At 67.6% G+C, this 23,297-nt stretch carries 20 protein-coding genes; 11 read left to right on the top strand and 9 right to left on the bottom strand.

The annotated features are described in order from the left end of the window. Positions 1–41: 41 nt before the first annotated feature. From KXD97_RS16825 to prfB, 3 genes are read right to left on the bottom strand one after another with little or no spacing between them, the layout of a single operon-like run. Positions 42–557, bottom strand: a complete 516-nt coding sequence (locus KXD97_RS16825; RefSeq protein ID WP_260751176.1) for a hypothetical protein — start codon at positions 555–557, stop codon at positions 42–44. Next, positions 554–1,528, bottom strand: a complete 975-nt coding sequence (locus KXD97_RS16820) for a mechanosensitive ion channel family protein (protein WP_260751175.1) — start codon at positions 1,526–1,528, stop codon at positions 554–556. Before KXD97_RS16820 ends, KXD97_RS16825 begins: the two co-directional genes overlap by 4 nt. Continuing rightward, entirely contained in the window at positions 1,518–2,633 is a 1,116-nt protein-coding gene (gene prfB, locus KXD97_RS16815; RefSeq protein WP_260751174.1) for a peptide chain release factor 2, read from the bottom strand. The genes KXD97_RS16820 and prfB overlap by 11 nt, the downstream gene beginning before the upstream one ends. A gap of 198 nt (positions 2,634–2,831) precedes the next feature. On the opposite strand from prfB, the gene KXD97_RS16810 reads away from it, so the two are divergent. Further along, complete coding sequence (locus tag KXD97_RS16810) at positions 2,832–4,208, top strand: FAD-dependent oxidoreductase (protein ID WP_313901304.1); 1,377 nt, start codon at positions 2,832–2,834, stop codon at positions 4,206–4,208. Between the two features lie 48 nt (positions 4,209–4,256). Here the strand turns inward: KXD97_RS16810 and KXD97_RS16805 are convergent, their stop codons facing one another. Next, a complete protein-coding gene (locus KXD97_RS16805) occupies positions 4,257–4,619 on the bottom strand; it encodes a hypothetical protein (protein WP_260751173.1) in 363 nt (120 codons plus the stop codon). Positions 4,620–4,642: 23 nt separating this feature from the next. Here KXD97_RS16805 and hisN point away from each other — a divergent pair, with 23 nt between their 5' ends. The 3 genes from hisN to KXD97_RS16790 all read left to right on the top strand — a co-directional run bounded on the left by hisN (position 4,643) and on the right by KXD97_RS16790 (position 8,191). Further along, positions 4,643–5,422: a histidinol-phosphatase gene (gene hisN / locus KXD97_RS16800; RefSeq protein ID WP_260751172.1), complete on the top strand. Its 780-nt coding sequence runs from the start codon at positions 4,643–4,645 to the stop codon at positions 5,420–5,422. A 126-nt stretch (positions 5,423–5,548) separates the two neighbouring features. Continuing rightward, positions 5,549–6,943: an acyl-CoA dehydrogenase family protein gene (locus KXD97_RS16795; RefSeq protein WP_260751171.1), complete on the top strand. Its 1,395-nt coding sequence runs from the start codon at positions 5,549–5,551 to the stop codon at positions 6,941–6,943. 30 nt (positions 6,944–6,973) lie between these two features. Beyond that, on the top strand, positions 6,974–8,191 hold the full coding sequence (locus KXD97_RS16790; protein WP_260751170.1) for an acyl-CoA dehydrogenase family protein: 1,218 nt from the start codon (positions 6,974–6,976) through the stop codon (positions 8,189–8,191). On the opposite strand, the gene KXD97_RS16785 is transcribed toward KXD97_RS16790, so the two are convergent. From KXD97_RS16785 to KXD97_RS16770, 4 genes are all read right to left on the bottom strand, one after another. Then, positions 8,159–9,403 carry a glycosyltransferase gene (locus tag KXD97_RS16785; protein WP_260751169.1) on the bottom strand — a complete coding sequence of 415 codons (1,245 nt, stop codon included), beginning with the start codon at positions 9,401–9,403 and terminating at the stop codon, positions 8,159–8,161. The genes KXD97_RS16790 and KXD97_RS16785 overlap by 33 nt on opposite strands. After that, the gene (locus KXD97_RS16780) at positions 9,403–12,585 is read right to left on the bottom strand and encodes an adenylate/guanylate cyclase domain-containing protein (protein ID WP_396884226.1); all 3,183 of its coding nucleotides are present in this window, start codon (positions 12,583–12,585) and stop codon (positions 9,403–9,405) included. Before KXD97_RS16780 ends, KXD97_RS16785 begins: the two co-directional genes overlap by 1 nt. Positions 12,586–12,683: 98 nt before the next feature. Continuing rightward, entirely contained in the window at positions 12,684–13,682 is a 999-nt protein-coding gene (locus KXD97_RS16775; protein WP_260751167.1) for an MDR family oxidoreductase, read from the bottom strand. 81 nt (positions 13,683–13,763) lie between these two features. Beyond that, a complete protein-coding gene (locus KXD97_RS16770) occupies positions 13,764–14,741 on the bottom strand; it encodes an esterase family protein (protein WP_260751166.1) in 978 nt (325 codons plus the stop codon). Positions 14,742–15,120: 379 nt separating this feature from the next. Here KXD97_RS16770 and KXD97_RS16765 point away from each other — a divergent pair, with 379 nt between their 5' ends. Genes KXD97_RS16765 through KXD97_RS16755 form a run of 3 tightly spaced genes read left to right on the top strand, consistent with a single transcriptional unit; the run spans position 15,121 to position 17,292 of the window. Further along, positions 15,121–15,684: a TetR/AcrR family transcriptional regulator gene (locus tag KXD97_RS16765; RefSeq protein ID WP_260751165.1), complete on the top strand. Its 564-nt coding sequence runs from the start codon at positions 15,121–15,123 to the stop codon at positions 15,682–15,684. Positions 15,685–15,719: 35 nt separating this feature from the next. Continuing rightward, positions 15,720–16,886 carry an acyl-CoA dehydrogenase family protein gene (locus KXD97_RS16760; RefSeq protein ID WP_260751164.1) on the top strand — a complete coding sequence of 389 codons (1,167 nt, stop codon included), beginning with the start codon at positions 15,720–15,722 and terminating at the stop codon, positions 16,884–16,886. Positions 16,887–16,902: 16 nt separating this feature from the next. Further along, complete coding sequence (locus KXD97_RS16755) at positions 16,903–17,292, top strand: nitroreductase family deazaflavin-dependent oxidoreductase (protein WP_260751163.1); 390 nt, start codon at positions 16,903–16,905, stop codon at positions 17,290–17,292. 44 nt (positions 17,293–17,336) lie between these two features. Here the strand turns inward: KXD97_RS16755 and KXD97_RS16750 are convergent, their stop codons facing one another. Further along, a complete protein-coding gene (locus KXD97_RS16750) occupies positions 17,337–18,743 on the bottom strand; it encodes an HNH endonuclease signature motif containing protein (RefSeq protein WP_260751162.1) in 1,407 nt (468 codons plus the stop codon). Between the two features lie 166 nt (positions 18,744–18,909). On the opposite strand from KXD97_RS16750, the gene KXD97_RS16745 reads away from it, so the two are divergent. Genes KXD97_RS16745 through KXD97_RS16730 form a run of 4 tightly spaced genes read left to right on the top strand, consistent with a single transcriptional unit; the run spans position 18,910 to position 23,292 of the window. Continuing rightward, positions 18,910–20,013 carry a homogentisate 1,2-dioxygenase gene (locus tag KXD97_RS16745; RefSeq protein ID WP_260751161.1) on the top strand — a complete coding sequence of 368 codons (1,104 nt, stop codon included), beginning with the start codon at positions 18,910–18,912 and terminating at the stop codon, positions 20,011–20,013. 2 nt (positions 20,014–20,015) lie between these two features. Beyond that, positions 20,016–21,194 carry an alpha/beta fold hydrolase gene (locus tag KXD97_RS16740; protein ID WP_260751160.1) on the top strand — a complete coding sequence of 393 codons (1,179 nt, stop codon included), beginning with the start codon at positions 20,016–20,018 and terminating at the stop codon, positions 21,192–21,194. After that, entirely contained in the window at positions 21,191–22,393 is a 1,203-nt protein-coding gene (locus KXD97_RS16735; protein ID WP_260751159.1) for a CaiB/BaiF CoA-transferase family protein, read from the top strand. Before KXD97_RS16740 ends, KXD97_RS16735 begins: the two co-directional genes overlap by 4 nt. Continuing rightward, positions 22,390–23,292, top strand: a complete 903-nt coding sequence (locus KXD97_RS16730) for a hydroxymethylglutaryl-CoA lyase (protein ID WP_260751158.1) — start codon at positions 22,390–22,392, stop codon at positions 23,290–23,292. Before KXD97_RS16735 ends, KXD97_RS16730 begins: the two co-directional genes overlap by 4 nt. The last annotated feature ends 5 nt before the right edge of the window (positions 23,293–23,297 follow it).

Here is a 23,297-nt window from a genome sequence, read left to right as displayed (position 1 = left end):
GGCACGCCAGTGTAGCGGGGTGGCCTGTCCCCGCCCCCGACCTAGGGCAGTGGCGGCACCGGCGGCGCCTGGCCGGGCGGGGTGATGGTGGTGGGCGGCACCGCCGACGGCGCCTGCGTGAACGTCTGCGGGCTCAGCGGCCCCGGGCCGTCGGGATCGATGACCGTCGTCGTCGGGCCGAACGGCACCACCGGGCCGATCGGACCCGGGGTGGTGGTGTCCGTCGGTTCCGGTGTGGGGGTCGGTGTCGGCGTCGTGGTCGTCGTCGTCGTGGTCGTCGTGGTGCGCGTCGTGAGTTCAGGTTCGCGGGGCGCGACGTTGGTGCGCGGCACCCAGGTGTAGTTCGGGTCGGGTACGAACCCGGGCGGGACCACCTGGTTGGCCGGCGCCGCCGGCGGCGACGGAGCGGGAGGCTCGAAGTTCTCGTACACCCAGTACAGCGCGATGAACGCGACGATCAGACCGAAGGTGGACAGCCGCATCCGCCGTCCGAACAGATAGGCGCGCGAATGGCGGTCGGGTCTGCGCCAGCTCTGCAGGGACGCCGGGAGCCTCATGACTTCTGCTCCGATCGCCCGGCAGTGGCGGCTTCACTGCCCACCGTGTCGCCGCTGGCACTGATATTGCTCACCGTCGGAGTGTGATCCTGCGTGGCGATCCCCGCGCCGGCCAGCGCCGCGATGATCAGGATCCGCAACCGGCGACCGACCTCGAACTGCTTGCCGGGCAGCGTCCGGGCGACCATGCGCAGATTCACCGTGTCGACCTGGATGCTCTCCACGCCCATCAGCTGGGGCGTGTCCAGCAGCAGCGCACGCAGCTCGGGGTCCTGCATCGCCCGCTCCCCGACGCGGTGCAGCACCTCGTTGACGCTGTTGAGGTCCACCGAGGTGGGCACCGGGATGTCGACCACCGCGCGCGCCCAGTCCTTGGACATGTTCAACGATTGGACGATGTTGCCGTTGGGGACGGTGAACACCTCCCCCTCGCTGGTACGCAGTTTGGTCACCCGGAGCGTGACCTCTTCGACGGTGCCCTGGGCCGGTTCGGGCGCGCCGACCACGTTCAGCTGCACCAGGTCGCCGAAGCCGTACTGACGTTCGGTGATGATGAAGAACCCGGCCAGCAGATCCTGCACCAGCTTCTGAGCGCCGAAGCCGAGAGCGGCGCCGATCACGGCCGCCGGTGCGACCAGTGACCCGACGGGTATCGCGAGGATGTCGGTGATCTGCACGGCCACCATCACGAACAGCAGCGCCACCGACACCCAGGAGATCACCGAGGCCACCGCCTGGCGGTGCTTGGCGCTCTCGGTGCGGACCAGCTGATCGCTCTCCCGGTACTGGGCGTCGATGCGGCGGGTGATGCGTTGTGCGGACCAGTTGATGAACCTGGCGGCCAGCAGGCCGCCGATCAACAGCAGCGCGATCGGCACACCCCGGGCCAGAATCCAGACACCGGTGTCGCCTTCCCAGAACCCGTGCCAGGTGCCGGAGAGGTCGAGGGCGAGGAGTCGATCAGTCGTCATCTTTTTGGTGACGCCAGCGGATGCCGGCCTCCAGGAAGCCGTCGATGTCTCCGTCGAGCACCGCGGCCGGGTTTCCGACCTCATACTCGGTGCGCAGGTCCTTGACCATCTGGTACGGGTGCAACACGTAGGAGCGCATCTGGTTGCCCCACGAGCTGCCGCCGTCGCCCTTGAGCGCGTCGAGCTCGGCCCGCTCGTCCTGACGTTTGCGCTCCAGCAGTTTGGCCTGCAGCACCCGCATCGCGGCGACCTTGTTCTGCAGCTGCGACTTCTCGTTCTGGCAGGTGACGACGATGCCGGTCGGCAGGTGTGTCAGCCGGACCGCCGAGTCGGTGGTGTTCACCGACTGTCCGCCCGGGCCGCTGGAGCGGTACACGTCGACGCGCAGGTCGGTCTCCGGGATGTCGATGTGGTCGGTGGTCTCGACCACCGGCAGCACCTCGACGTCGGCGAACGACGTCTGCCGGCGGCTCTGGTTGTCGAACGGGCTGATCCGCACCAGCCGGTGGGTGCCCTGCTCCACCGACAGGGTGCCGTAGGCGAACGGGGCGTGCACCGCGAAGGTGGCGCTCTTGATGCCGGCCTCTTCGGCGTAGGAGGTGTCGAACACCTCGACCGGATAGTTGCGCTGCTCGGCCCAGCGGATGTACATCCGCATCAGCATCTCGGCCCAGTCGGCGGCGTCCACGCCACCGGCGCCGGACCGGATCGTCACCACGGCCTCGCGTTCGTCGTACTCCCCGGACAGCAGGGTCCGGACCTCCATGGCCTCGATGTCCTCGCGGAGCTTCTTCAGTTCGGCGTCCGCCTCGACGGTGGCGTTGTCGGCGTCGCTGCCCTCCTCTTCGGAGGCGAGCTCGTAGAGCACCGGCAGATCCTCGAGACGGCTGCGCAGTTCCTCGACCCGGCGGAGTTCGTTCTGCGCGTGGGACAGATCGCTGGTCACCTTCTGCGCGCGGGTCTGGTCGTCCCACAGCTGGGGATCGGAGGCGTCCTTCTCCAGCTGTTCGATGCGCCCGCGAAGCCCGTCGACGTCGACGACACGCTCCACCGTGGTCAGGGTGGCGTCGAGGGCGGCGATGTCGGCTTGGCGGTCGGGATCCACGGAACAACAGGTTACTCACTCCCCCGCCGGCGGCGGTCGTCGCAGCCCGGCGGGCGATCGGCGACCGATTTCACCGCCACCATCCCGGAATGCCGTCCACGGAGATGCGCGCGATCTAGCATCGGGGTCGGAACCTCCGTCCGGCCACGTCGCGACAGCCCCTTGCGCGCGGCCGGGTAGCGACAGAAGGCAGCCCATATGCCCCCTTTGCGGCCCTACTACGTGGCCGTCGTCGGCGCCGGACCCTCCGGGTACTTCGCCGCGGCGTCCCTGCTCAAGTACGGCGGGTCCGGTGAGAACCGCGACGTCCGAGTCGACATGCTGGAAATGCTGCCGACGCCGTGGGGACTGGTGCGGTCCGGGGTCGCCCCGGACCACCCCAAAATCAAGTCGATCAGCGCCCAGTTCGAGAAGACGTCGCTGGACCCGCGATTCCGGTTCTTCGGAAACATCGTCGTCGGCGATCACGTGCACCCCGCTGAGCTGGCCGAGCGCTACGACGCGGTGATCTACGCGACCGGTGCGCAATCCGACCGCGCGCTCGGGATCCCCGGTGAGGACCTGCCCGGCAGCGTCGCCGCGGTGGACTTCGTCGGCTGGTACAACGCCCACCCCCATTTCGTGGAGATGACACCGGATGTGTCGGGTGGCCGTGCGGTGGTGGTGGGCAACGGCAACGTCGCTATCGACGTGGCCCGGATCCTGGTCAGTGACCCCGACCTGCTGGCCGAGACCGACATCGCCGATCACGCGCTGGAGTCGTTGCGACCCCGCGGTGTCGAAGAGGTGCTGATCATCGGCCGGCGCGGTCCGCTGCAGGCGCCTTTCACCACGCTGGAGCTGCGCGAGCTCGGGGACCTGGAAGCGCTCGGTGACGTCGACATCGTGATCGACCCCGACGATTTCGCCGACATCACCGACGAGGATCTCGAAGCCGCCGGGAAGACGGTGCGCAACAACATCAAGGTGCTGCGCGGATATGCCGAAGCGACACCGAAGGGTGCGCGGCGCCGGATCGTGTTCCGGTTCAAGACCTCACCGATCGAGATCAAGGGCGACGGCAGGGTGGAGTCGATCGTGCTGGGCCGCAACGAACTGATCAGCGGCCCCGACGGGCGGGTGACGGCAAAGGACACCGGCGAGCGCGAGGAGGTGCCGGCGCAGCTGGTGGTGCGGGCCGTCGGATACCGCGGGTTGCCGACGCCCGGTCTCCCGTTCGACGAGCGGGCGGGCACGATTCCGCACACCGACGGCCGGATCGACGGGAGCCGCAATGAATACGTGGTGGGCTGGATCAAACGCGGGCCCACCGGCGTCATCGGCAGCAACAAGAAGGACTCCGCCGACACCGTCGAGACGCTGCTGGCCGATCTGGCGGACGCCGAACTCGCGGAGTTCCAGCCCGATCACCTCGATACCGTGCAGCGCTGGCTGCTGGAGCGTCAGCCGAAGCTGGTGACCACCGATCACTGGAAGTTGATCGACGAGCACGAACGGACCGCGGGTCAGGGCTCGGGACGGCCGCGGGTCAAGCTGACCAGCGTCGAGGAGCTGCTCCGCATCGGGCACGGCTGACGTCGACGCGCGCGAGGCACGGGGCGGTGAGGAGTCGGCCCGGCCGAATCAGTGCGGCGGCGGTGGCGGATCGGTCGGCGGCAGCGGCTCTGGACGTGTCCCGAACGCCCACTTCTCCGGGTTGCCCGGCGAGTACATGACGTCGATCAGCTGACCCATGGTGGGCCAGTTGTCGACGTCGGACGTCATCCGCGTGTACACGGTGTACTCGTTGACCGTCGGGCCGTTGATCACCCCGGTGATCGTGACGAACTGCTCGCCCGTGACCCCGTCCGGGCGTGGGCTGACCCCGGTGACCAGCAGCGTGCCGGGCACCCAGTCGTTGCCGACGCCCCGCCGTCGCGCGAGCAAGGGTCTCGCCAGAAGCACCAGCGCACCGACCAGCAGCAGGATCATCGCGAATTCGAACACACGGCCATGGTAGGACGGCACCTATGAGCACCCTGGCGGACGACCTGACCCTGGCACTGCGACTGGCCGACGAAGCGGACGCGCTGACGATGCAGCGTTTCGGCGCCGTCGACCTGAAGGTTGAGACGAAACCGGACATGACGCCGGCCACCGACGCCGACCTGGATGCCGAGAAACTGCTGCGGTCCCGACTGGCCGAGGAGCGGCCGCAGGACTCCGTGTTCGGCGAGGAGTTCGGCGGGACAAAGGAGTTGCGCGGCAGGCAGTGGGTGGTCGACCCGATCGACGGCACGAAGAACTTCGTTCGCGGCGTGCCGGTGTGGTCGACGTTGATCGCGTTGCTCGTCGACGGCGTTCCGGTCGTCGGCGTGGTCAGCGCCCCCGCTCTGGGCCGCCGGTGGTGGGCCGCGGACGGCCAGGGCGCGTACACGTCGTTCGGCGGTCAGACCCGCAGCATCTCGGTGTCCGGCGTCGGCGAGCTCGACGCGGCCAGTGTGTCGTACTCCGATCTGACGACGGGCTGGGACGACAACCGCCCCCGGTTCGTCGAGTTCCTCGACGCGGTGTGGCGGGTACGCGGCTACGGCGACTTCTGGTCGTACTGCCTGGTCGCCGAGGGAGCGGTCGACGTCGCGGTGGAACCGGAGGTCAAGCTGTGGGATCTCGCGCCGCTGGACATCCTGGTGCGGGAGGCCGGCGGGCGGTTCACCGACCTGTCCGGCGCGACCGGTCCGCACGGCGGCAGCGCGCTGGCGACGAACGGACTTCTGCACGACGCGGTGCTGGCCGCCCTCACCGACTGAGGGCGCGCGGGCGTGTGAGATGCGCTACAGATCCACCGACCTTACTCAGCAGTCAGTTCCGATACCTTACTCTGGAGTCAGTTGCGCAATCGCGTATCTCCGATGATCAGACGAGGGCAGCTGACAATGACGAACACCCTGCCGACCAAACGCAACGGCCACGAAAGTGCCGTCGGACTTCAGAAGCACAAGCGGTCCATCACCGATGTCGGGTTGGCGCTGATCACCCCGATCATGGGCCAAGAGTTCCTGGACAAGTACAACCTGCGCGATCCGCTCAACCGGGGGCTGCGCTACGGGGTCAAACAGGCCTTCTCCGCCGCAGGCGCCTCGACCCGCCAGTTCAAGCGCATCCAGGGCCTCGGTAAGCCCGCGACCCGACTGGAGGCCAATCGACCCAGAGGCTCGGACTACTTCGACCTGACCCCCGACGACGACCAGAAGATGATCGTCGCGACCGTCGAGGAGTTCGCCGAGGAGATCCTGCGGCCCGCGGCGCACGACGCCGACGCCGCCGCCGGTTATCCACCGGACCTGATCTCCAGGGCCGCCGAGTTGGGCATCACGGCCATCAATGTGCCGGAGGATTTCGACGGCATCGCCGAGCACCGCTCGACGGTGACCAACGCGCTCGTCGCCGAGGCGCTGGCGTACGGCGACATGGGGCTGGCGCTGCCGATCCTGGCACCGGGCGGGGTCGCGTCGGCATTGACCCACTGGGGCAGCGCCGATCAGCAGGCGACCTACCTCAAGGAATTCGCCGGCGACAACGTGCCGCAGGCGTGCGTGGCAATCGCCGAACCGCACCCGCTGTTCGATCCGACGGCACTGAAGACCACCGCCGTCCGCACGCCGAGCGGGTACCGCCTCGACGGCGTGAAGAGCCTGGTGCCCGCTGCCGCCGACGCCGAGGTCTTCATCGTCGCCGCGCAGCTCAACGGCAAGCCGACCCTGTTCATCGTCGAGGCGTCGACGAAGGGTTTGACGGTGACGCCAGATCCGAGCATGGGCATCCGGGCCGCCGCGCTGGGCCGCGTCGAACTCAACAACGTGACCGTGCCGCTGAGCGCTCGGTTGGGCGAGCACGACGCGGAGGAGGCCGATTACGCGCACGCCTACTCCGAGGCGATCGCACTGTCGCGGCTCGGCTGGGCCGCACTGGCGGTCGGCACCTCGCACGCGGTGCTCGACTACGTCATCCCGTATGTCAAGGAGCGCACCGCATTCGGTGAGCCGATCGCGCACCGGCAGTCGGTGGCGTTCATGTGCGCCAACATCGCGATCGAGCTCGACGGCCTGCGCCTGATCACCTGGCGCGGGGCGTCGCGGGCCGAGCAAGGGTTGTCGTTCGCCCGCGAAGCCGCCCTGGCCAAGAAACTGGGCAGCGACAAGGCCATGCAGATCGGCCTCGACGGCGTCCAGTTGCTCGGCGGCCACGGCTACACCAAAGAACATCCGGTCGAACGCTGGTACCGCGATCTCCGGGCCATCGGCGTCGCCGAAGGCGTCGTCGTTCTCTGACCGAGTGTCCTCCAGGAAGGCTTGAACATCATGGCGATCAATCTGGAAATGCCGAAGAAGCTCCAGGCGGTCATCGAGAAGGGCCACCAGGGCGCCGCCGAGATGATCCGTCCCATCTCGCGCAAATACGACCTCAAGGAGCACGCGTACCCCGTCGAGCTCGACACCCTCGCCGATCTGTTCGAGGGCATCTCGGAGGCCAACACCATCTCGTTCGCGGGCACGGACGCGTTCGTAGGTGGCAGCGGCGACGACAAGAAGTCGAATATCAACGGCGCCAACATGTCTGCGTTGCTGAACGCACTGGAGATCTCCTGGGGCGACGTGGCGCTGCTGCTGTCGGTGCCGCGGCAGGGTCTGGGCAACGCGGCGATCTCGTCGGTCGCCACGCCGGAACAGCTGGAGCGCCTGGGCAAGGGCGTGTGGGCGGCCATGGCGATCACCGAACCGAGCTTCGGTTCGGATTCGGCCGCCGTGTCGACCACCGCGGTCCTCGACGGCGACGAGTACGTGATCAACGGCGAGAAGATCTTCGTCACCGCCGGCTCGCGCGCCTCCCACATCGTGGTGTGGGCGACGCTGGACAAGTCCAAGGGCCGTGCGGCGATCAAGTCGTTCATCGTGCCGCGCGAGCATCCCGGGGTGACCGTCGAGCGCCTGGAGCACAAGCTCGGTATCAAGGCCTCCGACACCGCGGTGATCCGCTTCGACAACGCCAGGATCCCGAAGGACAACCTGCTCGGCGACCCGGAGATCCACGTGGAGAAGGGTTTTGCCGGGGTCATGGAGACCTTCGACAACACTCGCCCCATCGTGGCGGCGATGGCCGTCGGCGTGGCCCGCGCCGCACTGGAGGATCTGCGCAAGATCCTCACCGACGCAGGCATCGAGATCTCCTACGACAAGCCCGCGCACGCACAGAGCGCCGCGGCCGCGGAGTTCCTCCGGATGGAGGCTGAGTGGGAGTCCGGCTACCTGTTGACCGTGCGGTCGGCATGGCAGGCCGACAACCGGATCCCCAACTCGAAGGAAGCCTCGATGGGCAAGGCCAAGGCCGCCCGGGTGGCCAGCGACATCACCCTCAAGGCCGTCGAAATGGCCGGCACCACAGGCTATTCCGAGCAGACGCTGCTGGAGAAGTGGGCGCGTGACTCAAAGATCCTCGATATCTTCGAGGGCACCCAGCAGATCCAGCAGCTGGTCGTGGCCAGACGTCTACTCGGGCTGACTTCGGCCGAGTTGAAGTAGGTCGCGCGCGAAGACGTCAGCCGCGCGCCGAACACCGCCCGTGGCCGCGAATCCGGCGGCGACTTCGCGTGCCCCGGCGGTCAGCGTCATCGCTTCGCGGACTTTGTCTCGCAGCCGCGGCGCCGACAGGCGGCGCCTGGGCAGCCGTGTCCCGCATCCGGCGACCTCGGCACGCCGGGCGACCTCGAACTGGTCTCGACCGAACGGCACCACGCACACCGGGATGCCGCGGGCCAACGCCCGTTGGGTGGCCCCCATGCCGCCGTGGGTGATCGCACACACCGCACGGTCGAGCACCGCCTCGTGGTCGACGAATGTCAGCACCGTCGCGTTCGGGCCGCCGGGGTGATCCTCCGGTCGGCCGGCGGGCACGGTGGCCACCACGTGGACCGACTCGTGGGCAAGCGCCGTAATGGCCGTCGACACGAGACCGGCGTCCGACTGTCGTTCCGTCGATGTCGTGACGAGCACGATCGGGCGGTCGATGGCAGCCAGCCAGTCCGGAGCGGGCGGCGATGATCCGGCGGGCACGCAGGGTCCGATCATGTGCACTTCGCCGCCCCAGTCGCCCGCATATTCGAAGGGTGTACCGCTGGCGACGAAGAGCAGCGGCGCGCGGCGCAGGAAGTCGTCCAGCGATGTCACCGGGCGCACCCCGAGATCGGAGCGGATCGTGTTGATGGCCCGTAGCGCCGGCCGTTCCAGCGGCGCACTCACCGCGGTCCGGATCAGGGCGTCACGCAATCGGCCCGTCACGCCGGGCAGTGGCCGCAGACCGAGCCCGAAGGGCGGCACACCGGGCACCGGCAATGCCGGTGTGAACGGCGAGAAGCAGGCCCACGCGACACCGACGGCCTCGGATACCGACAGCGCACCCCAGCAGTTCACATCGACGAGCACCGCATCAGGCCGCACCTCCTCCACGGCCGTCGTGTAGTCGGCGACCTCACAGGCTGCGCGCCGCGCGAAGGCGCCGATGGAGAGCTTCAGCGCTCCAATAGGATTGGAGGCTTGCCAGTCGTCCATCTGGATGTCCTCGATGCGCGGATCGATCGGGCCGGCCTCGAAACCACTCCGCCGCGCCAGGTCGACGCCGGCCGACAGGGTGCGGACGTGAATCGAGTGTCCGCGATCTGCCAGTTCGGACAGCAGCGCAGACATCGGGATCAGATGCCCGAGAGCCGGAGAGGTGTACGCGAGGATCGTGGCCATCAGCCGCTCGCCATCGCCGCCATACGGCGCGCCTCGTCGAGCCGTCCGTCGGCCGCGATGGTCTCGCACGCCACCAGATAGCTGCGGCACAGCGCGCGGTGATCCTGCGAAAGGCCGTGTGCGGCGGCCAACAATGCCCGCACCCGCAGCGTCCAGAGATCCATGGCCGCGGTGCCCGGGGTGTGCTCGGCCCAGAAGTCGAGCAGATCGTCGGCCTCCTGGAGATCGCCGGGCCGGCCGCGCGCGATCAGCAGTTCGCACAGTGCCTCTGCTGGACCGGGGTAATGGAACAACGCCGCGTCGCGCCTGTGCAACGCGACCCGCCCGCGGAGTACCTCGATGGCTTCCTCACCGCGACCTTGACGCGCCCACTCCAGCGCCAGCTGCGGCTCGATGAGGGCCATGGCGAAGTTCTGGATCTTGTCGGTGAGAATGCCGTTCCTCGCGCGATCCAGCAGTCCGACCGCCTCCCCGCGGCGGGCCGGGTCTGTGCAGAGCAGCAGGGTGCCATAGGTCCACTGGGCGGCGATGATCCCGAACCGGTCACCGAACGACTCTGCGCGTTCGAGCGCGTCGGACATCTCGTCGACGAGATCGCGGGCCACGTGCAGGCCCATCGCCGCCAAGATTCCCCAGTACAGCAGCACCGCCGAGAAGAGCACCGGCGGCATCGCACGCGCCAACTCGGTTGCACTCCACAGCATTTCGACGCCTTGGTCGTGATTCCCCCGGCACACCTCGGTCAGTCCTGCGATCGCGTGGGCGACGGCGCGATCCACCGAAGGACGGTCGAGGCGCAGGGCGAGGCTTTTGGCCGTGATCTTCAGGGTGGCGTCGAACTCGCAATTGGCCCAGCGGGCGAACGCCATCGCGGTGAGCAGAATCTCCAGTTCGGAAGCAGGTTCATCGACGAGATGATCGACCACCTCGGCCAGTTCTGCGGCGATCGGCATTGCCTCGGGTACACGGCTGCTGTTGACGATGAAGGCCATCACCCGGCCGGCCATCGCCAGTGCCAGCGGCCTGAGGTCACCGGTGTGCAGCACGAGTTCGCGGAGATCTCCGAAGCGTTGGTCGTTCTCGGCATCGGTCCCGGTGAACAGCTCGGTCGAGATCAGCATGGCGCGTGGCGCGGTGCGCAGCTCGAGCACACCGTCCTGATCGTCGGGCAGCCGGTCGGCCACGCGCAGCGCGCTATTCCACTGGACCCTCGCCGCGACGAGATCCCTTGGGCGCAGCCAATCGGCAGCCCGCAGATGCCACCGGCACGCGTCGGCGAACGCGCCGGCCGACTCCAGATGCGTGGCGATCAGCGCGGCGTTCTCCTCCACGCCGGCGGGGTCACGGCTCTCGATCGCCGCCGCCAACCGTCGGTGGGCCTGAACCCGGGTGGCGTTGAGTTGCGAATCATAGGCCACCGTGCGGATCAAAGTATGGCGGAAGCAATACCGTTGCCGGGGAACGAATTCCGTCTGGTCAATCAGTTCCGTCGCCACCAGCTCGGCCAGTCGGGTGGCGACCGGGCCGGTCACCAGTGTCGCGAGAGCGTCCGCATCGAACCGGGGTCCGATAACCGCCGCGGCGTTGAGCACGGACTTGGTCTCCGATGGCAGCCGATCGATGCGCGCTGCCAGCACGGCGTGCACCGTGGCCGGCACCCCGATGTCAGCCGGATCGCCGACCAACCGGTAGTGGCCGCGGCCGCCGGCGAGCACTCCCCGCCCGGCCAGGTCGCGGATGATTTCCTCGACAAAGAACGGGTTTCCGCCGGCAACCCTGGCAACCTGTTCGGCCAAAGCAGTAATGGACATGTCGCGACCGAGCAGGTTACACGCCAGGTCGGTCGCGGTCGCTTCGTCCAACGGGTGCAGCGCCACCGCCAGATCCGCAGCGCGATGGAGGTTTCCGTCAAACTCCGGCCGGTAGGTGGTGACGAACATCGCCGCCGTTCCCGGTAGCGCGGCCGTGAACTCGGCGAGGACTGCATCGCTGGCCGGATCGGCCCAGTGCGCGTCCTCCAGAATGAAGACTGTCGGCCCTGCTCGTGTTCTGAGAGCCTGCGCCATGATCGCGAGCAGCCGGTGCCGCCATCCGTCCACGCCCACCTGCGGCGGCGGTGAGGAGACGTCGGCGACACCCATGGCCTCGAACAGGATCTGGGCGTCCGTGGACGCGACGTCCTGCAAACGGGCGCCAGCCGCGGCGCGACGACGTGCGGGTTCTGCGCTCAGCCCCTCGACGGCGAACATCGCGCGCAGGAACCGCGACAGCGTGCGAAACGCGACGGGCCTCGCGTGGGCGTCACAGCGGGCGACGACCACGTCCACTCCCCGACGTGCGGCTTCGGTACCGAATTCGTCGACCAGCCGGCTCTTCCCCACCCCCGGCGCGCCGACGACGGCGACCACCGGGCTCGACCGCGAGTCGAGCGCTCGGTGCAGCTCGGCCAATTCGGCGGTGCGACCGAACAGCAGGCCCTCGTTGCGGCCGATCACCATCCGCTCGGGTTCGACGGCCAGCACCCGGCGCCCGGGAACCGGCCGGTCGGCTCCTTTGACGTCGACGTGCACGACCCGCCCCAACCGGACGGAGCGCTCGACGAGGGCGGCCGTGGTCAGCGAGCACAACACCGTACCCGCGCGGGCTGCGGATTCCATGCGCTGCGCCATGCCCACCGCATGGCCGACTGCGGTGTAACTCCTTGGGCCCGTGCCGATCTCGCCGACAATCACATCACCGGTGTTGAGTCCGACACGCAACTGCAGCGCCACACCGTCGCGTCGGTGTAGGTCATCGGCCAGTTGCCGGGCGACAGACTGGATCTCCAGCGCGGCGATGCAGGCCCGCAAGGCGTGGTCCTCGAGAGCTATCGGAGCACCGAACAGGGCCATCAGCCCGTCCCCGGTGAACTTGTCGATGGTGCCCTGATAGCGCTGCACCACCGCCGCGCAACGGTTGAAGAGATCGTCCATGATCTCTCTGAGACGCTCGGCGTCCAGTGCCGCGGCCAGCTTCATCGAGCCGACGACGTCGGCGAACAGCACGGTGACCTGCTTGTGCTCACCATTGATCCGCCGATTCTGGACCGGTGCACCGCACAGGTCGCAGAAGCGCGACCTCGCCCGCAGGTCGTTGCCACACGACCCGCAACACGCAGTGCTCTCAGTTACCGGGCTGGCCATCCCCTGCCGTCTCCGTGAAGGTATCGCTCATGATGGCGCATATCCTCACGCGGAGCGAGCGGATTGACTCCATGGCCCGCCGCGGACGCGGAGCCGGATCAGAACCCGTCGTGGACGACCACCCGTGTCCGTCCGGTCACTCCACCTCCGATAATCGCCTTCAGCACGTCAGCGACCTGACGGATCGGCACATCGCGGGTGAGGCGAGCCAGATGACGTGGTGTCAACTCCGATTCGATCTGCGCCCAGATCTCCCGGCGCTTCTCGATCGGCAGTAGCACGGAGTCGATTCCGGCCAGCGTCACCCCGCGCAGGATGAACGGCATCACCGTGGTCGGCAGGTCCGCGGATCCGGCCAGCCCGGAGATCGCGGCGACGCCGCCGTATCGCAACGTGCTGAGCGCGTAGGCCAACGTGGGCCCCCCGACGCAGTCGACGACGGCGGCCCAGTGCGCCTTCCCGAGGGCCCGGACCTTCTCGTCCGGGCCGGGAACGCGGTCGATCACCTCGGCGGCGCCGAGGTCACGCAGCAGGTCATGGGCGTCGGACTTGCCGGTGGATGCCACCACTTCGTAGCCCAGCCGGGCCAGCAGGTCCACGCTGACACTGCCGACTCCCCCCGTCGCACCGGTTACCAGCACCGGTCCGTCGGACGGGCCGATCCCGTGCGCGCGAACGGCGTTGACACTCATCGCCGCAGTGAATCCGGCGGTGCCGACGGCCGCGGCGTCGGCGGTGCTCAAGGACGACAGCTTGACCAGGTAGTCGGCCGGATAGCGGGCGGTCTGCGCATAGCCACCGTGCCGGCCCGTGCCGATGTCCTGACCGTGGGCGATCACGCGATCGCCCACGGCGAATTCCGGGGACGTGCTCGCGGTGACGGTGCCCGCGACGTCGATGCCCGGGATCAGCGGATACGAGCGGGCGACACCGCCTTTGGGCGTGACGGCCAGGGCGTCCTTGTAGTTGACGCTGGAGTACTCGACGTGGATGTCGACCTCCCCGTCGGGCAGGAAGGACTTGTCGACGACCTCGTGCCGTAGAACGATGCCGCCCTCGGCGTCCTGGTGCGCCACCATCGCGTTGATTTCCGTCATGACGGCCACAGTAACCAGTGGCCTCAGACCAACGAAGCCCCCGACCCATCCGGGCCGGGGGCTTCGTCACTGCGTTCTACGTCAGAGGAGGTGCGCCTGCAGGTCAGGCTTCATGGCCTGCAGCTCGCGGCCCCAGTACGCCCAGTTGTGCGTGCCGTTGGGCGGGAAGTTGAACACACCGTTCTTGCCGCCCGCGGCGATGTAGTTGTCGCGGAAGGTCTCGTTGGTACGGATGGTCAGGCCTTCGAGGAAGGTGGCGGGCAGGTCGCCGCCGCCGAGCTCGTTGGGCTGGCCGTTGCCGCAGTAGACCCAGATGCGGGTGTTGTTGGCGACCAGGGTCGGGATGTTGACCATTGGGTCGTTGCGCTTCCAGCCGCTGTTCGGGTCCTGGGTCTTGCCCCACATGTCGTCGGCCTTGAAGCCGCCGGCGTCACCCATCGAGATGTTGATCAGGAAGGGCCACCAGCCCTCGGAGGGGTTCAGGAAGCCGGACATCGAGCCCGCGTAGATGAACTGCTCCGGGTGCCAGGTCGCCAGGTTCAGCGCGGCTGAGCCGGCCATCGACAGACCGACCGCGGCGCTGCCGGTGGGCTTGACCGCGCGATTGGCCTGCAGCCACTGCGGGAGCTCCTGGGTCAGGAAGGTCTCCCACTTGTAGGTCACGGTCGGGCCCTTGTTACGGGCGGGCGCGTACCAGTCGGTGTAGAAGCTGGACTGGCCGCCGACTGGCATGACCACCGAGATACCACTGTCGAGGTACCACTCGAAGGCCTGGGTGTTGATGTCCCAGCCGTTGAAGTCCTCCTGAGCGCGCAGGCCGTCGAGCAGGTAGAGCGCTGGGGAGTTCTCGCCGCCGCTCTGGAACTGGATCTTGATGTCGCGTCCCATCGACGGAGACGGCACCATCAGATACTCGACCGGCAGACCTGGCCGGGAGAATGCTCCGGCGGTCGCCGACCCTCCGGTGAGGCCGACCAAAGCGGGCATCATCGCTGTCGCGATAGCCACGACACCGAACCGGCGCGCCCAGGGCCCACGAATCCTGTCAAGAAGTCTCATACCGTCAATCCATCCATCTTCCGGTACCGCGTTGCGCGGCCTGTCTGCGTTTTCCCAGTTCGACTTAGACGCCACCGACACCACAGCGATGTCTCCACCGCGCTGTCTCACCTCTCCGGAACTGCCAACGGGCGACGGAGTGGACCGAGAAAACTTCAGTTGTAGCGGTTGCAGTAAAGCATGTGACCACGACCTGAGAAAGTCCGGCCACGCCGAATAGCGCATGTTGGTGCGTGAAGGCGAATCTTACGACGGCGAAGATCACCGTCGCGACGTGGGGGAACACACCGCGCCGTCGAGCCAGGAAACGAATCTGCGGGGCGCACCCACCAACGGAGCGACGGCGATCACATTTCGGCGATTCACTAGGCTCCCCGGGATGGCGAAGCGCCGCGAAAGTGCAGGCAGGCTGACAGCCGAGGATTGGATACACGCCGGTTACGCGGTCCTCGCCGACGACGGGCGCGCAGCGCTCAAACTCGACCGTCTTTGCGCGCGCCTTGGCGTCACCAAGGGCAGCTTCTACTGGCATTTCCCCGACATGGCCGCATTCCGTGCCGCGCTGGTGCAGTCCTGGGCACAGCTGCACGATCGCGACCGCCGCGATTTCGATCAGCTGGGACACCTCGACCCTCGACAACGCCTCAACCAGATGATGACCTCGCTTTTGGGTGAGCGGCAGTGGGCACTGGAACGCGCGATGCGGGAGTGGGCCCGCACCGACCCCGTCGTCGCCGAGAGCGTGCAGCACGCTGACCGCCTGGTGGTCGCCGCGGTCCGGCAGGCGTTCCTCGACGCCGGGTTCGACAGCGACGAGGCCGACATGCGGGCGCAGGCCACCTTCGCGGCGGGTATCGGGTTTCTTCATCTGGCCGTCACGCCTCCGGAGTCGCGCACCGCGGCTCAGCGGGAGCGCTTCCTGGACCTGATGCTGTCCCGCTGACCCTTACATACCAAAAGGTATGGTAATTTCCGCGCATGCCTGGCGCCTCGACCGTCTCCCCTGACTTCATCGACCGGCTCGCCGCACGCGCGGCCGAAGCGGAGCGCCTGCGCACGTTGCCGGCCGACACCGTTGCCGACGCGACGGATTCCGGGTTTATCGACCTACTGGCGCCCGCGCGATTCGGCGGGATGCAGGCGCGGTTCCCGGACATCCTCGACCCGGTCCGCCGGATGGCCCACGGCTGCGCGTCGAGTGCGTGGACGCTGGGCTTCTATGCCCTGCACAACTGGATGCTCGCGTTGTTCGGCGAACAGGCACAGAGCGAGGCGTTTGCGACGCGTCCGTTCCTGGCCCCGGCGCCACTGGCACCGACCGGCCGCGGAGTCGGCTGCGACGGTGGGATGCGGCTGACCGGCCGCTGGTCATGGGCGACGGGTGTGATGCACGGCAACTGGATCATGGTGGGCGCGCTGTTCGCACGGGTGGCCGGCGACCCAGCCACGATCCATCCGGTACTGGCACTGCTCCCCATCCAGGACGTCCGCATCGAGGACGTCTGGCACACCGACGGCATGCGGGCCACCGGATCCCACGACGTGGTGATCGACGACGCCTTCGTACCGGCGCACCGACTCGTCGAGGTGTCCGACATCTATACCGGTACCGCCCCGGGGGCGGCTCTGCACGACGCCGACACGTATCGCTGGCCGATGGCGCCGGCGTTGGCGCTGCTGGCGGCGATGCCCGCGCTGGGCAGCGCCGAACGCGCCACCGAAATCTACGGCGAGCGCCTCTCACAGAGGTTCCTCGCCTACGAGGGCGTCACGCAGAAGGACAAGCCGGTGGCAGCCATGCATCTGGGCGAGGCGCACGTCCGACTTCGGGCGCTGAGAAGTTTGTTGGCCGACACCGTCGGCGAGATCGAAGCGATCGTGGCGGCGGGCGACCCGGTGGACCGACCGGTGCGCGGTCAGGCCAGGCTGGCGGCGGCACATATCGTGCACGAGTCGTGCGCGATCATCGGCACTCTGCTCGCCGCGTCCGGCGCCAGCGCCCACTTCCTCGACAATCCGCTGCAACGCATCAAACGGGATGTCGACGTGATCGTCGGCCATGTCATCTTCGATTACGACACCAGCCGCGAGCTTGCCGGTGCCCTCACAATGGGAGGGAAGATTCCGCGCACCGCGATGGTGTGAGCCCGGGGAGGTTTCGATGGTCGACACGCTGCGTGACCGCGTCACCAAGTTCTTCCAGAAGAACGTCGCCAATCGGGTCATGCGGCACATGCCGTTTCAAACGCTGTTGGAGACGACCGGGCGAAAATCCGGCCAGCCCCGCTCGACCCCGCTGGGCGGGCGCCGCATCAAGGACAGCTTCTGGTTCGTCTCCGAGTTCGGCGACAAGTCCGACTACATCCGCAACATCAAGGCCGATCCCAACGTCCGGGTGCGGCTCAACGGACGCTGGCATCGCGGCACGGCGCATCTGCTGCCCGAGGACGATGCCCGGGAGCGGATGCGCACACTGCCGCAGTACAACAATGTCGGCGTGCGCACCTTCGGAACCAATCTGCTCACCGTGCGGGTCGACCTCATCGATTGATCAGCGACAGCTTTCACGTCGCCAAATTCCACGGCCGGATTCGGTCACGTTCTTTGGTCGTCTTCGTCGTCTTCGTCGTCTTCGTCGTCTTCGTCGTCTTCGTTGTCTGCGAGTAGGTGGTGTTCGGGGTGGTGGTAGCCATTGATCAGCTGCGTGCGGCGCCGGCCTGTATCCAACCCTGGTGGTGGAATCCATTCGGTCTGGTTCTTGGCGTTTTTGGTGGTGGTCCAGCCGGTGTTCTCGATCATGCGGTTGTGCGGTCCGCAGGCCAGGGTGAGGTCGTCGATGTTGGTCTGGCCGTCGTTTTTCCAGTCCGCGGCCGCGTGGTGGACCTGGCACCAGTACCCCGGGACGGTGCAGCCGGGCCGGGTGCAGCCCCGGTCGCGGGCGTGCAGGACGATCCGCTGGGCGGCGTTGGCCAGCCGTTGGGCCCGGCCGAGGTAGAGGCTTTGACCGGTGTGTTCGTCGAAGACGTACAGGTAGTGGTGGGCGCGGGCGGCCATCCGGATCAGATCGGGCATCGGCAGCAGCGAGCCGCCGCCGGTGACCGCCACCCCGGCACGTCTTTCCAGCTCCTGCAAGCTGGTCGAGACGATCACGCTGACCGGTAACCCGTTGTGGCTGCCCAGCTGTCCGGATTCCAGGGTGCGGCGCAGCAGGGCTTTGAGGCCGTCGTGATTGCGCTGCCCTTCGGTGCGGGTATCCCGACGCGCCGCGGTCTCCGGCGCCTCATCATCGCCGGGCTGTTGGTCGGGCATGTTGGCCCCGGGGGCGGCCTCCTTGGCCAGGGTGGCCTCCAGGTAGGCGCCCAGTTCGGCGTCGAGGTAGCCGCTGATCTTGCGAAACCCGTCACGCTGCTGCTTGCCGACCTTGACCCACCGTTTCCGGGCCACCTCGTCGTCGGCGGGTTCGGGGCCGTCCTGATCGATCATCATCAATAACCGCCCCGCGGCCGCATCGAGCTCGTCAGGGCCCAGACCCGAGCCCAGGGCGGCCAGCTGGGCATCGGCGGCGGCGCGGGTGTCCACATCCACCCAGGCGGGCAGCTTCTGGTGAAACCTCGCGATCACCGTGATGTGCTCCTCATCCAGCAAGCCCTGGGCCTGGGCGGCGGCGGTGGCTTCCCACACCGGCGCAAGAGGCTGGCCCGTCATCGCCCGCCGCGGCCCCAGCATTTTGGCCCGTCGCAACCGCCGCCCCGCTTCGGCGCCACTGACCCGCAGCGCGGTGGTCAGCACGCCCTTCCACGACGATTCCCCGAGCCGGTGCGGCTCGGTCTCCTCGATCAACCGGGCCAACACCTTGTGCTCGAGGGCCGGCACGCTGCGCAGCACCGTGGTCAGCTCGGCCAGCAGCCCGACCAACTCGTGGTGCGAGAGCTCGTCGGCAGCTTTGGACAGCACACCGATCTGCTCGACGATCGCCCCCACCGCCTCCGACACCAACTCCATACATCGAACACTAGTGCGAACCACCGACAAGTCCAGCCGCCGATGCGACGGCTACGACCGCTGGAATCGGCAGAAATTCCACCGGAGGGGAACATCGCCGACACCCATTGACCACGCTTGGATCTAAAAGTAATGTCACTTTTACTTCTAGGCCGGGGAGATCGCGATGGAATCATTCGTCCACCTTCGAAAGGGCAAGACCCCCAAGCGGATTCATGCTGACCTCGACGGGCTCAAGGATGACGAGCTCGGTCGTGGCGGTTTCGTCGGCCGGACCGCCAACATGTACCGGCGGCACGACCCCACCGCCTACCGGAGCGTCGGCCCCCTCCGCCCCACCGACGTCCTGAGCAGTGAGCTCAAGCCCGGCGACGCCACCGATGCGCACGGCGGGCCGCTGTTGATGTTCTCCAATGCGGACTGCCAGGTGTTGCTGTCACGGCGCACCGAAGAGATGCCGTTCTTCGTCCGCTACGTCGACGGCGATCTGCTGTCCTTCGTCCATCGCGGATCCGGCTCCCTGGAAACCGAATTCGGGCCGCTGGACTACCGTCAGGGCGACTGGATCTACATTCCGAAGGCCTGCACGTGGCGGCAGCTGCCCGCCGAAGAGAGCACACTGCTGATGATCCAGGCGACCGACGAGTTCCGGGTGCCGCCCGCTGGCACTCTCGGCCGGCACTTCCCCTTCGACCCCGCGCAGGCGGTCATCCCCGAACCCCAGCCGATCGACGACGGCGTCGGCCCGCAGGTCGACGGAGAGTACGAAGTACGGCTGATCCACGACGGCGGGCCGACAAGCCTGTTCTACCAGCACAATCCGCTCGACGTCGAAGGTTGGCGCGGAGACAACTTTCCCTTCACCTTCAACATCGACGACTACACGGTCGTCACGTCCGAGAGCGTGCACCTGCCGCCCACAGTGCACCTGTTCATGCAGGCCACCGGGGTGTATGTGATGAACTTCCTGCCTAAACCCGCTGAGACGGTGCCCGGCACCGAACGCACGCCGTGGTACCACCGCAACGTGGACTACGACGAGATCGCGTTTTTCCACGACGGGTCCCTCTACGGCATCCCGATGCCTCCTGGCCTCGTGTCGCACGCACCGCAGGGTGTGCACCACGGGGCTCCGGAGAAGGCCCGCGAACGCGCGCGCCGCAAATTCGACGATTACGACCGGGTGGACTGGTCCGTCATCGCCATCGACACCCGACGGCGGTTGATCCCGTCGCCGGAGATCCTCGCCAACGATCTAGGGCAACACTGACGATGACGAAGCACGAATACGACCGTATCCCGTACCTGGTTGCCTACCAGAACAACTCGCGTGTCCGCGACGTCTACGGTGGCGTTGCCGAGCGGGTGGTGCTGGAAAGCTACCTGCTCAAGCCGAGAACGGTGGGAAGCGACACCGTGCTCGTGTTCATGCACCCGATCGGAGGGGGCGCGTACCTGCCGATGATCAACGCGCTCGCCCGCGCCGGCCATCACGTCATCTACTGCAACAGCAGATTCCGGGGCACCGACTCGGCGTTGCTGATGGAGAAGGTCGTCGAAGACCTCGGCGAGTGCATCAAGGACGCGAAGAACCGGCTCGGCTACTCCAAGGTGGTGCTCGCCGGGTGGAGCGGTGGCGGGTCCCTGTCGGCGTTCTACCAACAGCAGGCCCAGCACCCCACCGTGACGTCGAGCCCGTCGGGCGACGGTCCGGATCTGACCAAGCTCGGCCTCGTCCCGGCCGACGGCATCATGTTGCTCGCGGCGCACATCAGCAGACACGGCACCATGACCGAATGGCTGGACGCGTCGATTCTCGATGAATCGGACCCGACCAAGCGCGACCCCGAACTCGACCTGTACAACCCCGCCAACCCCAATCAGCCGCCGTACACGCCGGAGTTCTTGGAGCGCTACCGCGACGCCCAGGTCGCCCGGAACCGGCGGATCACCACCTGGGTGAAGGACAAGCTCGCCGAACTCAAGGCCGCCGGCCGACCCGATGACGAGTTCGCGTTCGTCGTCCACGGCACCATGGCCGATCCCCGCTGGCTGGACCCGACCGTCGATCCGAACGAACGGACCCCGGGAACCTGCTATCTGGGTGATCCTCAGGTGGTGAACATGAGCCCGGTGGGCCTGGCACGATTCTGCACGCTGCGCAGCTGGCTCTCGCAGTGGAGTTACGACGACGCGCACGGCGATGCCGTCAAGTGCGGTCCTGACATCGAGGTGCCCGCGCTGGTGATCGGAAACCTCGCCGACGACGCCTGCACTCCCAGCCACACACGCCGAATCTTCGAGGCGATCGGTCACCAGGACAAGGAGATGCACGAAATCGATGGAGCGAACCACTATTACGCCGGTCCGGATCAGCGGGACAAGCTCCGCGAGGCGGTCGGTATCGTCGCCGACTGGCTGGTTCGACACGACTTCGCGAGCGCCCGATGAGCACGGGTCCGCTCGACGGTATCCGGGTGCTTGAGGTCGGCACGCTGATCTCAGGCCCGTTCGCGGGACGCCTGCTCGGCGACATGGGTGCCGAGGTGATCAAGATCGAGCCGCCGGGTGCACCCGATCCGCTACGCACCTGGGGTCAGGCAGAGCTCGACGGGCATCACTTCTTCTGGACGGTGCACGCACGCAACAAGAAGGCCGTCACCCTGAATCTTCGCGTCCCGCAGGGTCGCGACCTATTCCTCGAACTGGTCGAGCGTTCCGACGTGATCGTCGAGAACTTCCGGCCCGGCACCCTGGAGAAATGGGGACTGGGTTATGACACTCTGCGTGACCGTCACCGCGGGATCATCCTGGTGCGAGTGTCGGGGTATGGGCAGACCGGCCCGGACGCGCACAAGGCCGGATACGCCTCGGTCGCCGAGGCCGCCAGCGGATTGCGGCACATGAACGGCTTCCCGGGCGGCCCTCCCCCGCGGTTGGCGCTGTCCCTGGGCGACAGCCTGGCCGGCATGTTCGCCGCGCAGGGCGCGCTTGCCGCGCTGTACCGCCGTTCCGTCACTGGCGACGGTCAGATCGTCGACGCGGCACTCACCGAATCATGTTTGGCGGTGCAGGAATCGACGATCCCCGACTATGACATCGGTGGAGTGGTGCGTGGCCCGTCGGGCACCAGGCTGGAAGGCATCGCTCCATCGAACATCTATCCGACCGCCGACGGTAGCTGGGTGGTGATCGCCGCCAACCAGGACACCGTTTTCCGGCGGTTGTGCGCCGCGATGGGCCAACCCGAACTCGCCACCGACGAGCGCTTCTCCAATCACGTTGCGCGCGGCCGCAATCAGGATGAGCTCGACGCGATCATCGCAGCGTGGGCCGCGCAGCGGCAGCCGGACGACATCATCTCCACCTTGTCCGACGCGGGCGTGATCAGCGGCCCGATCAACACCGTCGCCGAGGTGGTCCGGGACCCGCAACTACAGGCGCGCGGGATGATCGCCGACCACTGGGATGAGCGGATCGGGCGGAACATCAAGGGGCCAGGCGTGGTTCCGGTGTTGTCCGAGACGCCCGGCACGATCCGTTCTGCCGGATCGGCGCGGCCGGGCCAGCACAACGACCAAATCTACCGGGATCTACTCGGCAAGACCGACGCCGAGCTGGACGCTCTGAGAGCGGAGGGTGTGCTATGACCACGCCTACCCATGTCGACATCCGTGATGTGTCGATGCGCGACGGCCTGCAGATCGAGGATCCGATCCCGCTGTCGGCCAAGCTCGAACTCCTGGCGGCCATCGCGGCCACCGGCGTGCGGGAGATGGAGGCGACGGCGTTCGTGTCGCCGTCGAAGGTCCCCGCGCTGGCTGACGCCGCCGACCTCGCCGCCGAGCTGCACAACTTCCCCGGGATCGAGTTCTCCGCGTTGGTCGCCAGCCCGAACGGTGCGAGGCGGGCGATCGCCGCAGGTCTGCGCTCGATCGAATACGTGGTGTCGGCCGCCGACGGTCACAGCCGCGCCAACGTGGGGCGCTCCTCGGCGGAGGCCACGGCCCAGATCCCCGAGATCGTCGCGATCGCCCACGACAGCGAGGTGTCCGTCGAGGTCATCGTCGCGACTGCCTGGGACTGTCCGTTCGACGGGCCGACGCCGCCGCAGAGGGTCGTGGACATCGTGCGTGCGGCCGTCGACGCCGGTGTCGACCGCCTGGCCATCGCCGACACGATCGGCACCACGACACCGCGGCGGGTCAGTGATCTGATCGCGGTGGTCCGGCCGCTGATCGGCGACCTCCCGCTGGGCGCGCATTTCCACAACACCCGCGGCGCCGGCCTGGCCAGTGCGTACGCTGCGGTCGGCGCAGGCGTCACCAGGCTGGACGCCTCGGTGGGCGGCCTGGGCGGATGTCCGTTCGCCCCGGGGGCCAGCGGCAACATCGCGACCGAAGACTTGGTCTATCTGTTGCGGGACAGCGGCATTCACGTCGACGTGGATCTGGATGCAAGCATCGCCGCGGCCGGCGTGGCGCAGCGCGCGGTGGGCCACGACCTACCGAGCTCGCTGCTGCGCGCCGGCGACCGGATCCTGGGATAGCCGGC

This window comes from Mycobacterium sp. SMC-8 (assembly GCF_025263565.1).
In the GTDB taxonomy this organism is placed as follows: Bacteria; Actinomycetota; Actinomycetes; order Mycobacteriales; family Mycobacteriaceae; genus Mycobacterium.
Note: the sequence above shows the minus strand (reverse complement) of the source record. Positions and strands in the feature narration are given on the sequence as shown.